The organism is Neorhizobium alkalisoli, from assembly GCF_007829835.1.
Classification (GTDB): Bacteria; Pseudomonadota; Alphaproteobacteria; order Rhizobiales; family Rhizobiaceae; genus Neorhizobium.
In genome coordinates this window covers 126,029-140,658 of the sequence record NZ_VIWP01000001.1, presented here as the reverse complement: position 1 = coordinate 140,658, position 14,630 = coordinate 126,029, and the positions used below count along the sequence as shown (strand labels likewise).

General features: G+C 60.5%; 15 protein-coding genes. 2 read left to right on the top strand and 13 right to left on the bottom strand.

All coding sequences use genetic code 11. The features are described 5' to 3' along the window. The first annotated feature begins 101 nt into the window (after positions 1-101). Positions 102-872, top strand: a complete 771-nt coding sequence (locus FHW37_RS00685) for an IclR family transcriptional regulator (RefSeq protein WP_145631282.1) — start codon at positions 102-104, stop codon at positions 870-872. Here FHW37_RS00685 and FHW37_RS00680 read toward each other — a convergent pair. The 7 genes from FHW37_RS00680 to FHW37_RS00650 all read right to left on the bottom strand — a co-directional run bounded on the left by FHW37_RS00680 (position 866) and on the right by FHW37_RS00650 (position 8,544). Next, positions 866-1,564 (bottom strand): SDR family NAD(P)-dependent oxidoreductase, encoded by a 699-nt coding sequence (locus FHW37_RS00680; protein WP_145631280.1) that lies wholly within the window; start codon positions 1,562-1,564, stop codon positions 866-868. The genes FHW37_RS00685 and FHW37_RS00680 overlap by 7 nt on opposite strands. A gap of 15 nt (positions 1,565-1,579) precedes the next feature. Beyond that, positions 1,580-2,902, bottom strand: a complete 1,323-nt coding sequence (locus FHW37_RS00675; protein ID WP_145631278.1) for an NAD(P)/FAD-dependent oxidoreductase — start codon at positions 2,900-2,902, stop codon at positions 1,580-1,582. Positions 2,903-3,245: 343 nt separating this feature from the next. After that, positions 3,246-4,850, bottom strand: coding sequence for an MFS transporter (locus FHW37_RS00670; RefSeq protein ID WP_145631276.1), 1,605 nt, complete (start codon positions 4,848-4,850; stop codon positions 3,246-3,248). Then, on the bottom strand, positions 4,850-5,290 hold the full coding sequence (locus FHW37_RS00665; protein WP_145631274.1) for a DoxX family protein: 441 nt from the start codon (positions 5,288-5,290) through the stop codon (positions 4,850-4,852). The genes FHW37_RS00670 and FHW37_RS00665 overlap by 1 nt, the downstream gene beginning before the upstream one ends. Before the next feature lie 233 nt (positions 5,291-5,523). After that, positions 5,524-7,401, bottom strand: coding sequence for an amidohydrolase (locus FHW37_RS00660; protein ID WP_246690622.1), 1,878 nt, complete (start codon positions 7,399-7,401; stop codon positions 5,524-5,526). Between the two features lie 94 nt (positions 7,402-7,495). After that, complete coding sequence (locus FHW37_RS00655) at positions 7,496-7,786, bottom strand: XapX domain-containing protein (protein WP_145631272.1); 291 nt, start codon at positions 7,784-7,786, stop codon at positions 7,496-7,498. A gap of 68 nt (positions 7,787-7,854) precedes the next feature. Beyond that, on the bottom strand, positions 7,855-8,544 hold the full coding sequence (locus FHW37_RS00650; protein ID WP_145631269.1) for a hydrolase: 690 nt from the start codon (positions 8,542-8,544) through the stop codon (positions 7,855-7,857). A 328-nt stretch (positions 8,545-8,872) separates the two neighbouring features. On the opposite strand from FHW37_RS00650, the gene FHW37_RS00645 reads away from it, so the two are divergent. Beyond that, positions 8,873-9,772: a LysR family transcriptional regulator gene (locus tag FHW37_RS00645; RefSeq protein WP_145631267.1), complete on the top strand. Its 900-nt coding sequence runs from the start codon at positions 8,873-8,875 to the stop codon at positions 9,770-9,772. Positions 9,773-9,786: 14 nt separating this feature from the next. On the opposite strand, the gene ggt is transcribed toward FHW37_RS00645, so the two are convergent. The 6 genes from ggt to FHW37_RS00615 all read right to left on the bottom strand — a co-directional run bounded on the left by ggt (position 9,787) and on the right by FHW37_RS00615 (position 14,624). Continuing rightward, the gene (gene ggt / locus FHW37_RS00640) at positions 9,787-11,379 is read right to left on the bottom strand and encodes a gamma-glutamyltransferase (protein ID WP_145631265.1); all 1,593 of its coding nucleotides are present in this window, start codon (positions 11,377-11,379) and stop codon (positions 9,787-9,789) included. A 35-nt stretch (positions 11,380-11,414) separates the two neighbouring features. Then, positions 11,415-11,834 carry a type II toxin-antitoxin system VapC family toxin gene (locus tag FHW37_RS00635; protein WP_145631263.1) on the bottom strand — a complete coding sequence of 140 codons (420 nt, stop codon included), beginning with the start codon at positions 11,832-11,834 and terminating at the stop codon, positions 11,415-11,417. A gap of 17 nt (positions 11,835-11,851) precedes the next feature. Next, the gene (locus tag FHW37_RS00630) at positions 11,852-12,106 is read right to left on the bottom strand and encodes a type II toxin-antitoxin system Phd/YefM family antitoxin (RefSeq protein ID WP_145631261.1); all 255 of its coding nucleotides are present in this window, start codon (positions 12,104-12,106) and stop codon (positions 11,852-11,854) included. A 61-nt stretch (positions 12,107-12,167) separates the two neighbouring features. Then, entirely contained in the window at positions 12,168-12,884 is a 717-nt protein-coding gene (locus tag FHW37_RS00625) for an ABC transporter ATP-binding protein (protein ID WP_145631259.1), read from the bottom strand. Continuing rightward, the gene (locus tag FHW37_RS00620; protein WP_145631256.1) at positions 12,865-13,629 is read right to left on the bottom strand and encodes an ABC transporter ATP-binding protein; all 765 of its coding nucleotides are present in this window, start codon (positions 13,627-13,629) and stop codon (positions 12,865-12,867) included. The genes FHW37_RS00625 and FHW37_RS00620 overlap by 20 nt, the downstream gene beginning before the upstream one ends. Beyond that, on the bottom strand, positions 13,626-14,624 hold the full coding sequence (locus FHW37_RS00615) for a branched-chain amino acid ABC transporter permease (protein ID WP_145631254.1): 999 nt from the start codon (positions 14,622-14,624) through the stop codon (positions 13,626-13,628). Before FHW37_RS00615 ends, FHW37_RS00620 begins: the two co-directional genes overlap by 4 nt. Between the last annotated feature and the right edge of the window lie 6 nt (positions 14,625-14,630).

Genomic DNA, 14,630 nt, shown 5'->3' with positions numbered 1-14,630 from the left:
ATAATGTGCATTTATGCAGGAGGCTTAATTTTCATCATTGAATACGCACATTTCTCATTATACAAGTAATCGAACAGTTGTTTTTCATAATGTGAGATTTTATGACGAAGAGCCCTCAATCTTCATCCGGCGGAGCACAGCTTCTGGATCGTGCGGTCATCCTGCTCGACCTGGTTGCCGATGGCGGCGTCAATGGCGTCACACTCAAGGATCTGACGGCGCGCTCCGGCCTCAACACGGCGACCTGTCACCGGATCCTCAACACGCTTGTCGGCCACAAGCTTCTGGCGCGGGACGACAAGAAGCGCTGTTACAGGCTGGGCGCCCGGATGGCGATTTACGGCGCGCGCGCCGCGCGTGGCCCCGGCATCATCAGCCGCTGCGAAGTGGCCCTCACCCGTATCCGCCGCCGCACCGGCGACACGATCCATCTGATGGCACGGCTCAACCACGATTCCGTCTGTCTCGACAGGCGCGACGGAGAATGCGTCGTGCCGACCCTGACCGGATCGATCGGCGGTTCGGTGCCGCTCGGCGTCGGGCCGGGATCGATCGCGATGCTCGCCTTCCTTGACGAGGACGAGCAGGAATTCATCATCCGTGCCAATATCGAGCGCTATGCGGCCTATCGCGACCTGACCGCGGACAAGGTTCGCCGGCTGATCGCCGAGACGCGTGACCGCGGTTATGCGATCGATGTCGGCGAACTCATTCCCGGCATTGCCGGTGTCTCCGTGCCGATCTTCTCCGATGGTGTGACGCCCAACGCTTCGCTGGGCTTCACGATCCTGAGCGCCAAGCTGACGCCCGGCACGCTGGAGCAATACGCCATGATCCTGAGAGAAGAGATCGCCGCGATCGTCGATCAATAGGAATCGTCGAGCAGGCAGTTGACCCAGAATTCCGAAACACTTGCCCGGTTGGGCAGGTTGACGACATGCAGGATCGAGCTTGCAATGTCTTCCGGCTGGGTCAGCGTCTCGCCCGGCGTGGTGCCCGCCAGCGGAAGCCCCATATCCGTCGCGACAAAGCCTGGGCAGATGGCGGTGGCGCGCACACCCTTGTCGAACCCGGCATGACGGATTGCATGCGACAGGCCGAGGGCTGCGAATTTCGACACCGAATAGGAGCCGGAGGCCGCCGACTTGACCCGCTTGCCCGAAAGCGATGCGACGATAACGACACGGCCGGATCCGCTGGCAACGAGATCGTCCCAGCAGGCTTTGACCAGTCGGCGGGGGCCATTGACGTTGACATCCATCAGCGAGGCGAATTCCTCGTCCGTCGCCTCGACGGCCGTCTTGCGCACCATGATGCCGGCATTGGCGATGACGCCGTCGATACGGCCGAATTTTTCCCGTGTAGCAGCGGCCCAGACAAGCGGCGAGCCCGCATCGAGCGCATCATAGGCATGCGCCTGGACGGTGTCGGGATCCGCCCAATCCGGCAAGGCCGGCGTCCGCATGCCGAGGGAAACGTTCCAGCCGGCTTCCATGAAAGCCTTGCCCGCCGCAGCGCCGATGCCACGGTTGCCGCCGGAGATGAGTATGGTCTTCTTCGTCATTGATGTAAGCCCCAATTACGCGTGCGGCACGAGGGCTGCGCCCTCCTTGCGGGTTGCGCGGTTTTCCTGCATGCGGAAATAACGCAGGCGCATGGCCGGCGCGAAGGACATGAACAGTGGCGCCTTGTGCAGCGGCTCCATCTTCAGCGACAGATCCTTTTCCGGCACGCCGAGCGCCCATTCCGAGAGGATGCCGCCCAGCATGGAGCCGGTCGGCACACCGCGACCGGAAAGACCGGTGCAGGCAATGACGCCGGGGGCGAGATCGTAGAGCCGCGGAATGGTGCGCATCTGCATGTCGAGCTCGCCGTACCAGAAATACTCCCAGCGGATCTCTTCCTTGATCTGCGGATGCAGGAATTTCAGGCGCTCGGTCATCACCTGACGCGTATAGTCCGGATCGACGCCACGCTGGCCCATCGGGAACATCGAGGCAACGATGCGGCCCTCGCGATTGTATTTGTAGACATAGATGTCGCCGCGGCCGTCATGCATGGTCGTGTTGTTCGGCAGAACTTTTTTGCGCGTCTCAGGGTCCAGCGGCTGGGTTGCCGCGATGAACACCTTCTTGATGCGGAAACTGCGGTCGAGACCCTTCCAGCCGCCAACCGTATAGGCACCCGTCGCAAAGATGACCTTGTCGGCAAGCACACTGCCGCCCTGCGTACGGACAGACCACTTGCCAGCTTCCGGCTGAACATCCTCGACCGGAGAACCGGTAAACACCTGGCCGCCTTCCTGAATGACCGCACGTGCCAGACCGCGGGCATAGGAGAGCGGATTCACGTGGCCACCCTCGGCGTGATACCAGGCACCATAAAAACGCGGACTGCCGGTGATTGCCTCGACCTCTTCCCTGCCGATGACCCGGCAACGGGCACCGGCGCTGGCATAGGCATCCGACTTGGCCTGCATGGTCGACATCGCACCGGGGCGAAGGGCGCCCATGATATAGCCGTTCTGCACCCATTCGCAGTCGATGTCATAGGTCGACATCATCTCGACCACCCGGTCGTTGGCGCGGGTCTGGCGATGGATGATACGTTCGGCCCAAGGCTCGCCGAGCATCTTTCTCAGCGAATCCAGGCTGTAATAGCTGAATGTCGGCGTGCAGTGCCCGGCATTGCGGCCCGAGCCGCCGAAACCGGCTTCCTGCGCCTCGACGAGGGCGACCTTCACGCCCTTGCGGGCCAGTTCAAGCGCCGTCGTCAGGCCCGTATAACCAGCTCCGACGACACAGACATCGGCCTCAACGCGACCGGCCAGCTTTGCCGTCGGCGGCGCCGGCACGGCGGTGGCGAACCAGAGCGTTGTCTCAAAAGGCGAAAATTTTCCCAAGATCGTTCTCCTCAAGGCAGCCGAAAGCATTCGAGGAACAGGCTTGGTTCCCAGAAAGGCAGCTTGTCGTCATATGGTAGCCCGGCTTTTTGCCGATTTTCTATGCGTGCCAGATTTTAAAGCAGAACGTCAAACCGAATCTCATAATACGATGTTCGGCTTTCGTGTTTTTCATATAATGGAATTTTTAAAGGTTCGAACGGCGACGCTGTCGCCATCTTCACAGCATTCGTCCGTATGGCGGCAATCAAAAGCTGCATCGAGGTGGGAGAATGGAGAAAAAAGGACCGGAACGTTTCCGTTCCGGCCCTTTCTAATGTTCAGCATCATGCCAGTGGGAAGCTTAGTCAGAAACCCTGCCCGGCCGGTTGATGGTCAGGAAGTGCCGCACGACGGGCTTTTCCGGGCCTGTATGGTAGGCAAGAACCTTGCCCTGGAGATCGGCATCGGCATGCGAGACGCGCTTGTGCTGTCTCAAATGCTCGGCCCAGGATTCGACCATGAACCATTCCACGATCTTTTCCGGATCAGCCGAGTCTTCCGTCACGCCCCAGCCATAGGCACCGTCCCGGCGACGCTCGTCCGACAGAGTGTCGAGCGCGTGAAGGAAGGCGGTACGGTGATGCTTTTCGACATGGTATTCGATCAGGATCAGGACCGGGCCACGGTCATGGGCAACCGGTTCGGCAACAAGCGGTTCCGGCCAATGGTTGGAGGGCACGAGATCGGCCTCGCCCGAGGGCAGCTTGAGGCGGTGCATGATCAACCCGGCAACGAGCAGGCCGGCCGCGCCGATCAGCAGGGTGCCGGGGATGCCGGCAATCTCGCCGACCGCACCCCAACCGAGGCTTCCGGCGGTCATCGCACCGTTGAAGACGGTCAGGTAGACTGCGAGACCGCGACCACGCACCCAGTTCGGCAGGACGGCCTGAGCGGCACCGTTGAGCGTCGTCAGCGCGGTAATCCAGGCAGCGCCGAGGAAGAGCAGGACGACGATGGCAACCCATTGCGGCGGAGCGAGCGAAAGAGCACCCATCACCAGAGCAGTAACGATAGCCGATCCAAGCAGAAGCGCATCGGCATCGAATTTTGCACGCAGTTTCGGCATGATCAGCGCCCCGCCGATCGCACCGGCACCAACGGCGCCGAGCAGGATGCCGTAGAAGCTGGCGTTACCGCCCAGCAGCTGGCGCGCTACCAGCGGCAACAGAGCCCAGACGGCACTGGCGAAGGCGAAGAAGATTGCGGCCCGGAGGAGTACGACATGCAGCGGCCGGCTGGCACGGGTGTAACGAAGCCCCGCCCGGAACGCGCCGAAGAAGTTTTCCGACAAGGCGTCATTGGCATTTTTGGCACGCGGCCACCAGACAAGTGCTGCGATGACGATGATATAGCTCGCGACATCGGCGCCGTAGGTGATGCCGGCACCAAAGGCGGCAAGCAACAGCCCACCGGCCGCAGGTCCGATCGACCGGGCGATGTTGATGCCGAGCGAGTTGAGCGCAACTGCGCTTTTGACATCCTCGCGCTTGACCAGTTCAGGCACGATCGCCTGCCAGGTCGGACCCATCAAGGCGGCACCGATACCGCCGAGGAAGGTTAGGCCGATCAGCGCGCTGACGGAGAGCATTCCCGTCTGGGCAAGAACCATCAGGCTGATGCTGACGGAGGCAAGCAGAAGCTGGACGGCAATGAGAAACTTGCGACGGTCCAGAATGTCGGTCAGCACGCCGGCCGGAATGGCAAGAAGGAAGATCGGTAGCGTGCCGGCGGCCTGAACCATGGCAACGGCGGCCGGAGAGGCCGAAAGATCCGTCATCAGCCAGGAGCTTGCGACGTCGCGCATGAAGCTGCCTGTATTGCCGAGCACGGTTGCGGCCCAGAGGACTGCGAATACGGGCTGCGCGAGCGGGGCAAAACTGCCTCCAGAGGATTTGGGCGAAGTCATTATTTATCTCCTTTGGCGATATCGCTGATCGCGACGAGGACGAAGGCTCCGGCGAGGCCGAGATGTTCGAAAAAGGCATTGGCGGCCATGCTCCGTTCCATGCCGGGTGCAAGCTCCCAGAAGCGAAGAGCAACGAGGGTTGCGAGAAGCGTGAAGCCGGCGAGCGACAGTGCGCCGACCCAGCGGAGGAAGCCGAGAACCACCATGGCAGAGGCGGCGAGCTCGAAGGCGATGACGGCAATGGCGAAGAAGACGGCCGGCTGAAGACCAAAATGGTTCATCTCGGCAATCGCGCCCTGAAAATCGACGATCTTGGTGAGCGGGCCCTGGATATAGGCCGCGCAGAGCGCCAGAAGGGCGGCGGTCCGGGTGGCAGGGGCGGCAAGCACGGTTGCGGCAAGGCCGCTCTTTTGCTGTTGCCATGGTGTCTGATTGATCATGTCTGCTCCTCAAATTTCTGGCCGCCCGGTCGGATCGGCTTCGGTTTCTGCTGATGGAGCGATATTGACGACAAACATTGTCGCCAACAATTGCATCAATTTTGTCGAATTAATTGCCGTTTATGCAATAATCTATTTTGGACGCAGATGTGGGTAGTATCCGCCGGAGAACAGAGTAACGGGCGGCACCGACGCACCACCCGCTCCGATTTTCAAGATGAGACGCTTGGGCCTCAGACCGCCCAGCAGGAGCAACCGAGAGCGCCAAAGAAGCCTTTCAGATCCGATATCGGCAGTTTTGACGTCCATGCGCCGGCATGGTCGTGGCCATGCACGCCGCAATCGCTTGCGCAGCCGCAGGACGTGATGGCCGTGCGACGCAGTGAACGGGCGCCGGCGCCATCCGGCTCGCCCCAGGCGGCATAACCACCGAACTTACGAACCGGCGACCAGTCCGGCATGGCTGGCGGAATATTGCTTTCGTCCAGCTTCGCAAAATCGCCGGCGCCATAGACAATCTTGCCGCCGACCATCGTGAGTTCCGAGGTGAGGAACGAGATCTCGTCCTCAGCGCATTTGAAGAAGTCCTTGTCCGGCACAACGAGATCGGCGAACTGACCCTTTTCGATCCGGCCCTTCTTGCCCTCCTCGTTTGAGAACCAGGTGACCTTTTCGGTCCACATGCGCAGCGCCGTCTCACGGTCAAGGCAATTGGCACGCGGATAAAGCTGCATGCCGCCGACCGTCTTGCCGGTCACCATCCAGGACAGCGAGACCCAGGGGTTATAGGAAGCGACGCGAGTTGCATCGGTGCCAGCGGAAACGTTGACGCCCTTATCGAGCATGCGGCGGATCGGCGGGGTGGCTTCGGCGACGCCGTGGCCATAACGTTCGACAAAATATTCGCCCTGATAGGCCATGCGATGCTGAGTGGCGATGCCGCCGCCCAGTGCCGCGATACGGTCGATGGAACGTTCCGAAATCGTCTCGGCATGATCGAAGAACCAGTTCAGACCTTCGAGCGGAATATCCTTGTTGACCTTTTCGAACACGTCGAGCGAGCGCGAAATGGTTTCGTCATAGGTGGCGTGCATACGCCAGGGCCAGCGGTTTTCGGCAAGAACCCGCACGACCTCTTCCAGCTCGCCTTCCATTTCCGGCGCCATTTCCGGACGCGGCTGGCGAAAATCCTCGAAATCGGTGGCAGAGAAGACCAGCATTTCGCCGGCACCGTTGTGACGGAAATAATCGTTGCCCTGCTTGTATTTGACCGACTGCGTCCAGTTGAGAAAGTCCTGCTTCTCTTCCTTCGGCTTCTGGGTGAAGAGATTGTAGGCGAGACGGACGGTCAGCTGGTTCTCGTCGGAGAGTTTCTGGATGACTTCGTAATCGTCCGGATAGTTCTGGAAACCGCCGCCGGCATCAATGACACCGGTGACGCCGAGGCGATTCAGCTCGCGCATGAAATGGCGGGTGGAATTGACCTGATAGTCGAGCGGCAGTTTCGGGCCCTTGGCGAGCGTCGAATAGAGAATGCCGGCATTCGGCTTGGCAATGAGCATGCCGGTCGGATTGCCGTTCGCATCGCGGGTGATCTCGCCGCCATGCGGGTTCGGCGTATCGCGCGTATAACCGACGGCCCGCAGGGCAGCGCCGTTCAGAAGAGCGCGGTCATAGAGATGGAGAAGGAAGACCGGCGTATCGGGCGCGATCGCATTGATCTCCTCGATCGTCGGCAGGCGTTTCTCGACGAACTGGTGTTCGGTAAAGCCGCCGACGACGCGCACCCACTGTGGGGCCGGCGTGATCGCCACCTGGCGTTTCAGCATGTCCATGGCATCGGCGAGCGAGCGCACGCCATCCCAGCGCAGTTCCATATTGTAGTTGAGGCCGCCGCGAACGACGTGGGTGTGGTTGTCGATGAGGCCCGGCAGCACGCGCTTGCCTTTGAGATCGACGATTCTCGTATCCGGTCCGGCAAACGCCATGATCTCGGCATCGGTGCCGACTTCCATGAAGACGCCATCCTTGATGGCGATGGCGGTTGCATTCGGGTTGGTGCGGTCAAGCGTGGTGATCAGGCCGTTGTGGAGGACGATATCTGCAAACATGGGAGCGGCTCCGGTCTTGATGGGATCGGCGGCTTTGGCCGGGAAAATGAAAGCGCGGGCAAGGATTGCCGCAGCGCTGAGGACGGCGCTGCCGTCAGATCTTGTCGTCAGCCTTTGGCTGGTTGACCGAAGCAAGAGCGGCCGGCTTTTCGCCGCCCTTCGGCATATGGCCGAACATGTGCGGCTTGACCTGCTGCAGCCAGGAAAGGGCCGCGGGCTCACGCGCCCAGACGCTTTTCGCCAGCGGTACGATCTGCTCACCGACAAGAATGCCGAGCAGACCGATCAGGGCAACGACGGGCGGAGCCGGAGAACGGACATTGAGAAGGCTGTAGATGATGCCCACCAGAAGGCCGGCACCGAGCGAAAAAAGATAGACTTTCATGATGAGACCCTCAGGTTTTCAGGGAAAATGCTCCGGCCGGCATTGGCCTGCCGGAGCACCGTCGATCATTACTTGGCCGGGTTCGGGCCGATGCGCTTGCCGTGCTTGACGCGCTCTGCGCCGCCATGGACGTGGGTAACGGCATAATCGATGCCCATGCCGTAAGCGCCGGAATGTTCCTTCACCAGGTTGGTGACGGCGTCATAAGTTTCCTTGCGGGCCCAGTCGCGCTGCCATTCGAGCAAGACCTGCTGCCAGGTGACCGGAACAATGCCGGCCTGAACCATGCGATCCATGGCGCGATTGTGAGCCTCAAGCGACGTGCCGCCGGATGCATCGGCAACCATGTAGATCTCGTAATCCGGAACATCATGGAGGGCGGAAAGAGCGAAGGTCGTGTTGCACACTTCAGTCCAGAGGCCCGAGACGACGATCTTCTTGCGGCCACCGGCTGCGTTTTTCGCCAGGGCATCGCGTACATTCTGGTCATCCCAGGAATTCATCGAGGTGCGCTCGAGAATATCGTTTTCCGGGAAAACGGCGAGCAGTTCCGGGAAGGTGTTGCCCGAGAAGCTTTCCGTCTCGACGGTGGTGATCGTCGTTGGGATGTCAAAAATCTTGGCTGCCTTGGCAAGCCCGACGACATTGTTCTTCAGCGTCTGCCGGTCGATCGACTGGACACCGAAAGCCATCTGCGGCTGCTGGTCGATGAAGATGATCTGGCTGTTGGCAGGGGTCAGGACTTCGAGCTTGGACATGGGATATCTCCGTTGATGTGGATTGAGAGCCGACATGCGGCAAGATGGGTTGGCATGGCTTGAACGATCGCCATCCGCTTTGTCGGATAGCGTCTAAAACGAAAATCGAGGGGATGGCCCCGCCCGGTTGGGCGGAAGAACCGGCCGGCGTTTATGCCGCGGGCAGTTTCAATCGCACCTGGGAGGCAGAGTTTGTGATATCTTTTGTCATCGCTCCGTCTCCGCTTCGTGGTGTGTCTTGTCTGCTGAAAACAAACCTATGCGGATTGCGCTCGTGACGGAATTGCAATATTAATTGAGAATGAATTGTGATTTTTGAAATAATAAGATGAACGATTATAAAGCGCTCCGCACCTTCCTGATGGCCGCTGAAAAGAAGAATTTCGCGCAGGTGGCCCGCGAACTCGACATGACGCCGGCGGCGGTGACGCGCGCGATCGCGGCGTTGGAAGAGGATCTCGGCGTCCAGTTGTTTGTAAGAACGACACGGCAGGTGTCGCTGACGACGGACGGCGCAGTGTTCGCCGCGCAGATCAAGCCGGCAATCGAAACGCTGGAAGCAGCGCGGCGCGACGTGATGAATGCCAACAAGGTGGATGAAGGCCGCCTCAGGATCAGCGCGCCGACATGGCTCGGCAAGACCATCCTTCCGCCGATCCTGTCCGGCTTCAAGGAAATCTATCCGAAGATGAGCTTCGAGGTTTCGGTCTCGGACGGCCTCGTCAATATCGTCGATGACGACTACGATCTGGCGATCCGTATTTCGGCGCAGCCTTCAGACAAGTTCACCATCTGGCGGAAGATCCGCGTCATTCCGCGCATACTGGTCGCCGCTCCTGGCAGCAGGTTCGCCGACATGGCGCATCCGAGTGAGCTGAAGCCTGATGATTGCCTCGCCTATAGCGGCGAAAGCCGGCGTGAAAACTGGGTTCTGTCCGATGGCAGTTCATCCATCAACGTATCGGCCGGCCGCAGTTTCAGCGCCAATAGCGGCGAGGTTTTGGCCGACATGGCGGCAGAAGGCCTCGGCGTGACAATGCTGCCCGGCTTCCACATTGCCGAACACCTGGCGACCGGCCGGCTCGTGCATGTCTTCAAGGGCTGGGCGCCACCGGATCTGTGGCTGACGCTCTATTATCCGCCCTATCAGGCACTGCCCCCACGCATCGCCTCCTTCTCGAAATTTTTCGAGGAGAAACTGCCGGCCTTCGTCATTCCGACCCATTGAAGGATCGCGCTGGATTAAATCCCCAGCGCCATCCCATCCTTGCGGGGATCGGAGCCGCCCTTCAGCACGCCGGTTTCCCAGTCGATCCAGATTGCCTGAGCGCCGCCGATGGCCGACTGCGGTTCCTGCACGCCAAAACCGCGCTTTTCGAATTCCTTGCCGATTGTCGCGCGCAGCCGATGCTCCATCTCGACATTGGCCGTTCCGGGCAGCGGGAAGAGCCGTGGCAGGTCGATCGCGGCCTGCAGGTCGAGACCGTAGTCGAAGACTTTTGACAGAAAATGGGCGTGGCCCATGGCCTGATACTGACCGCCCATGACACCGAACGGCATGACAGCCTTGCCCGCCTTCGTCACCATGCCTGGAATGATCGTGTGCATCGGCCGTTTGCCGGGCGCGATCGAATTCGCCTTGGCCGGATCGAGCGAGAAGCTCATGCCGCGGTTCTGGAAAAGCACGCCGCTCTTCGGCGTCATCCGGCCGCTACCATAGGGGAAGAACACGGAGCTGATGAAGCTCACCACGTTGCGATCTTCGTCCACGACACAGAGATAGATCGTGTCGCGATGCGGCACCTCATCGAAATCCGGCAGGTCGGCGATCGCCTTTTCGGGATTGATCATGCCGGCGAGCTCCTTTGCCAGCGCATCCGACAGAAGATAATCGACCGGCACATCCACCTTGGCGGGGTCCGCGACGAAACGGTTGCGGGCAGCATAGGCAAGCCGGGTCGCCTCGACCTCGATATGCAGCCGCTCCGGCGACAGCGGATCGCCGCTGCCGGGAAAATGCGAAAGGATGTTGAGGATCATCAGCGCGATAATGCCCTGGCCGTTCGGCGGGCATTCATGGATGTCGTAACCGCGGAACGTCGTCCTGACCGGCGTCACATATTCGCCGCTCGCATTGGCGAAATCGTCGAGCGTATGCAAGCCGCCCAATCCGTTGAGGAAACCGACCATCTCCTCCGCAATCGGCCCGCGATAAAAGGCATCCCTGCCCTCGCGTCCGATTGCTTCGAGCGTATCGGCAAGTTCGCGCTGATACTGAACCGTGCCAGCCGCCGGCGCCTCGCCATCGACGAGAAAAATGCGCGAAGCCGTCGGATCATTGCTGACGGTTGCGATTTCGGCTGCGAGATCATGGGCGGTGCGGGGTGGCAGAGCATAACCGTCGCGCGCCAGTTTGATCGCCGGCGCAAGGATATCGGCCATCTTCATCCGGCCGTGATCGGCGACCAGCCGCGTCCAGGCGTCGACGGCGCCCGGAATGGTGATCGAATGCGGGGAAGTCCGCTCCAGGCTGGAAACACCGAGCGAGCGCAGGTGCTCGATGGTGGCTGCAGCCGGCGCCCGGCCCGAGCCGTTATAGGCAAGAACCTTGTCGGAGCCGCCAAGCGAGAGAAGCGCGAAGCAATCGCCACCGATGCCGGTCGATCCCGCTTCGACGACACATTGCACGGCGCAAGCCGCGACCGCTGCATCGATCGCATTGCCGCCATTGCGTAGAATGTCGATCGCCGTCAGCGTCGCAAGCGGCTGCGATGTCGCAGCCATGGCATTGCGGCTGACCGCCAGCGAGCGGCCCGGAAGTTCGAAATCCCTCATGTCATTCCCCTTGGCGAATTACCTTTTATCAAGGCTTAGCCTTTGAAATTCCAAGGGTCCAGACAGGAGACGCTAAAGGGCGAAAAATCGGCGAGATTGCGGGTTACCATCGTCAGTCCGTGCTGAAGCGCGGTCGCAGCGATCATCGCGTCGGATGTCGGCCGCCTGCCGGGCGTAGGGAGCATGCCCGTTCTCAAGGCGATTGCGGCATCAAAGGGCAGGATACGGCCGGCAAAATCAATAAGCAGGTCTTCGTTGAGCCAACGATCGAGATCGGCTGCGAATTTAGCATCCTTGGAGAAGGCGCCCTGGATTCCGAACCTAATCTCCATGATCGTGATTGCAGAAAGGTAGGCGTCTGCGGTTCGAAACTTCTGCATGAAGGCCTGAAAACCGGCCTCCTGCCTATGCACGCGCCGCGCCGCCGACACGACATTAGTATCCAATAGAAACACCCTGGTTTCACCCGGCGCTAGAATTCCACCTCTGCGCGCCCTTCGAAGCTGAGGCGCGGCGGATCGAAATCCAGATCCATTCCATTCGGGTCACCAAGCGCCTGAGCCAAAGTCTTGGATTTTTGCCAGTTCGCCTCGAACTGCTCATAAGTCACGAGCACATGCGTCGGCTTGCCATGGTCGGTGATCACCACAGGCTGGTCATTGGCGGCCTGTTTGGCCTTGCTGGGATTTTGGTTGAAGGATGCACTGGTCATAAAGGACAAGGTCATGACGCCGGTTCCTAGTATATCTTTACAGCAAATATACTAGGAACACCGGCCACCTTCAACATCAGTGCAAACCGCCGACCCCGAGCAGGCGGTTGATCGCTTCCTGATCGCCGGAAAGTTCGGACGGCGTGCCCTGCCAGGCGATGCGGCCGCGCTCCAGAACGACAACGCGCTCGGCGAAATCCAGGGCGCTCTGGATCCGCTGCTCGACGAGCAGGATCGTCATCTCGCCAGATCGGGCGAGCGCAGCAAAGGCTGCCATCAGCTCCTCGCAGATCACAGGCGCAAGCCCTTCCAGCGGCTCGTCGAGCAGAAGTACGGAAGGTTTGCCGAGGATTGCCCGGGCGGTCGACAGCATCTGCTGCTCACCGCCGGAAAGCTGGCCGCCGAGATTGCTGCGTCGTTCCCTCAGCCTCGGAAACATTTCGTAAGCCTCAGTGACGGCCGATTTCGGCCTTGCCTTCAAACCGACGAAGAGGTTTTCCTCGACGGTCAGCGTCGGAAAGATGTCGCGTGTCTGCGGGACGTAGCCGAGGCCGTGCCGCGCGCGCTCGGCGCTCGGCGACCGGGAAATGACCCGGCCATCGAGACGGATTTCTCCGGAATGGAGGCGCGTCTGGCCAGCGAGCGTGGCAAAAAGGCTGGTCTTGCCAACGCCGTTACGGCCAAGGACGGCAAGTCGCGTTCCTGCCGGCACGATGATCGAGATATCCTCGATCACCCGGGTCGGCCCGTAGCCTGCGGAAAGATTTGTTATTTCAAGCGGCGCTGCCGGCATGGCCGTAACTCCCTAGATAGGCTTCACGGACGCGCTGATCAGCCGTCACCGCCTGCGGCGAACCGTCGAAGATGACGGTCCCGGCCGCCAGCACGACGACGCGTTTGGCAAAACGGAAAACAAGGTCCATGTCATGGTCGATCATCAGCACGGCAAGTTCGGCCGGCAGCATGTCGAGCGCTTTTTCAATACGCGTGGTTTCGGAATGCGGCACGCCGGCCGCCGGTTCATCGAGAAGCAGGACCTTTGGGCGCAGTGCCATTGCAACGGCGATTTCCAACAGCCGCTGCTGGCCATAAGCGATTTCGCGCACCTTGAGATGCGCAAGCGCGCTTAAGCCCAGGAGATCGAGGATGGAGCCGACTTCTTCCATGACCTGCCGCTTGCCGGCATAATGGCCGAACATCCTGCCCGATCGGCCATCCCGTTGCAGTACGGCCATCGCAACATGCTCTTCCGGCGTCATGTCCTGAAAGAGCCGCGTCACCTGGAAGGAACGGATCAGGCCGCGCTTGACGCGCTCCGCCGGTTTCATAGCGCTGACATCCTCGCCGCCGATCAGGACGCGTCCCTGATCCGGCTTCAGATTGCCGGTGACCAGATTGACGAAAGTCGTCTTGCCGGCGCCGTTCGGGCCGATCAAGGCGACCCGGTCGCCGGGCGCAAGTGACAGGGAGACATCGTTGGTGACAGCGAGGCCGCCAAAACTCTTTTTCAGATGAATGACATCGAGCAGAGCACTCATGCCGACTTCCTCCGTGTCAGGCGGGAGGACAGGGCAATCGCGGAGCCGTAAAGTCCCTTCGGTGCGAAAAGCACCACGAGGATCAGCAATGCGCCGACGATCGTCAGCCAGTGGAACGGGTTTGCAGCCGAAACCGTATCCTCGAAGAACATAAAGACGACTGTGCCGATTATCGCGCCATAAAGCGATCCGACACCACCCAGTACCAGCATGACGAGCGATTGGGCAGACAGAGTGAAGGACAGGCTGTCGAGCCCCACCACCTGCGTGGAAATCGCTGAAAGCGCGCCGCCAATACCGGCCACGATGCCGGAAATGACATACATGCGCATTTGCACGGAATGGGCCGAAGCACCCATCGCGGCAATGCGCAGACTGTCTTCCCGAACGCCGCGGGCAAGCATGCCGAATGGCGAGCGAACGAGAATTTTGAGAAGCGCGAAAACTAGGACCAGCAGCACGATACCGTAGACATAGGCAGTACGGCCCCAGAGATCGAACTCGAACACGCCAAAAATTGCGCCCGGCGCAATGCCCGAAAGTCCATCGCTGCCGCCCGTCCAGCCCGAAGCCTTATTGGCTGCCTCGTGGGCGAGGTGGACCACGGCGATCGACAGGACGAGCTGAGCGAGCCCGTGCGCGCGCAGGATAACGAAACCTGAGATCAATCCGGCAAGCGCGCCGGCGGCAGCGCCGATCAGCGTCATCGAGATCGGCTCGTTTATGCCGAAATGTGCCGAGGCAATGCCTGCCCCGTAAGCACCAGCGCCGAACAGGGCCGCATGGCCGAGCGTCGCCACGCCACAATAACCGGTCACGAGATCGATCGACAGAACGAGCAACGCTGTCGCCGTGATGCGTGTCAGGAGTGCCAGATTGTTCGGCAGCAGATAATAGCCGGCAATGCCGACCAATATGATGATGAGGATGCCGAAAATGCCGCGATCGGCAAGCGCCTGAACAAGGCCTCGGGACGAACCATCCTGTGTTCTCATTGAAAT

What these genes read in the sequence shown, in the direction of transcription:
- FHW37_RS00625 (WP_145631259.1), bottom strand. Translation starts at nt 12,884, where the DNA reads ATGCCGGCAGCGCCGCTTGAAATAACAAATCTTTCCGCAGGCTACGGG.
- FHW37_RS00630 (WP_145631261.1), bottom strand. Translation starts at nt 12,106, where the DNA reads ATGACCTTGTCCTTTATGACCAGTGCATCCTTCAACCAAAATCCCAGC.
- FHW37_RS00620 (WP_145631256.1), bottom strand. Translation starts at nt 13,629, where the DNA reads ATGAGTGCTCTGCTCGATGTCATTCATCTGAAAAAGAGTTTTGGCGGC.
- FHW37_RS00685 (WP_145631282.1), top strand. Translation starts at nt 102, where the DNA reads ATGACGAAGAGCCCTCAATCTTCATCCGGCGGAGCACAGCTTCTGGAT.
- FHW37_RS00660 (WP_246690622.1), bottom strand. Translation starts at nt 7,401, where the DNA reads ATGTTTGCAGATATCGTCCTCCACAACGGCCTGATCACCACGCTTGAC.
- FHW37_RS00650 (WP_145631269.1), bottom strand. Translation starts at nt 8,544, where the DNA reads ATGTCCAAGCTCGAAGTCCTGACCCCTGCCAACAGCCAGATCATCTTC.
- FHW37_RS00670 (WP_145631276.1), bottom strand. Translation starts at nt 4,850, where the DNA reads ATGACTTCGCCCAAATCCTCTGGAGGCAGTTTTGCCCCGCTCGCGCAG.
- FHW37_RS00645 (WP_145631267.1), top strand. Translation starts at nt 8,873, where the DNA reads ATGAACGATTATAAAGCGCTCCGCACCTTCCTGATGGCCGCTGAAAAG.
- FHW37_RS00655 (WP_145631272.1), bottom strand. Translation starts at nt 7,786, where the DNA reads ATGAAAGTCTATCTTTTTTCGCTCGGTGCCGGCCTTCTGGTGGGCATC.
- FHW37_RS00665 (WP_145631274.1), bottom strand. Translation starts at nt 5,290, where the DNA reads ATGATCAATCAGACACCATGGCAACAGCAAAAGAGCGGCCTTGCCGCA.
- FHW37_RS00680 (WP_145631280.1), bottom strand. Translation starts at nt 1,564, where the DNA reads ATGACGAAGAAGACCATACTCATCTCCGGCGGCAACCGTGGCATCGGC.
- FHW37_RS00615 (WP_145631254.1), bottom strand. Translation starts at nt 14,624, where the DNA reads ATGAGAACACAGGATGGTTCGTCCCGAGGCCTTGTTCAGGCGCTTGCC.
- ggt (WP_145631265.1), bottom strand. Translation starts at nt 11,379, where the DNA reads ATGAGGGATTTCGAACTTCCGGGCCGCTCGCTGGCGGTCAGCCGCAAT.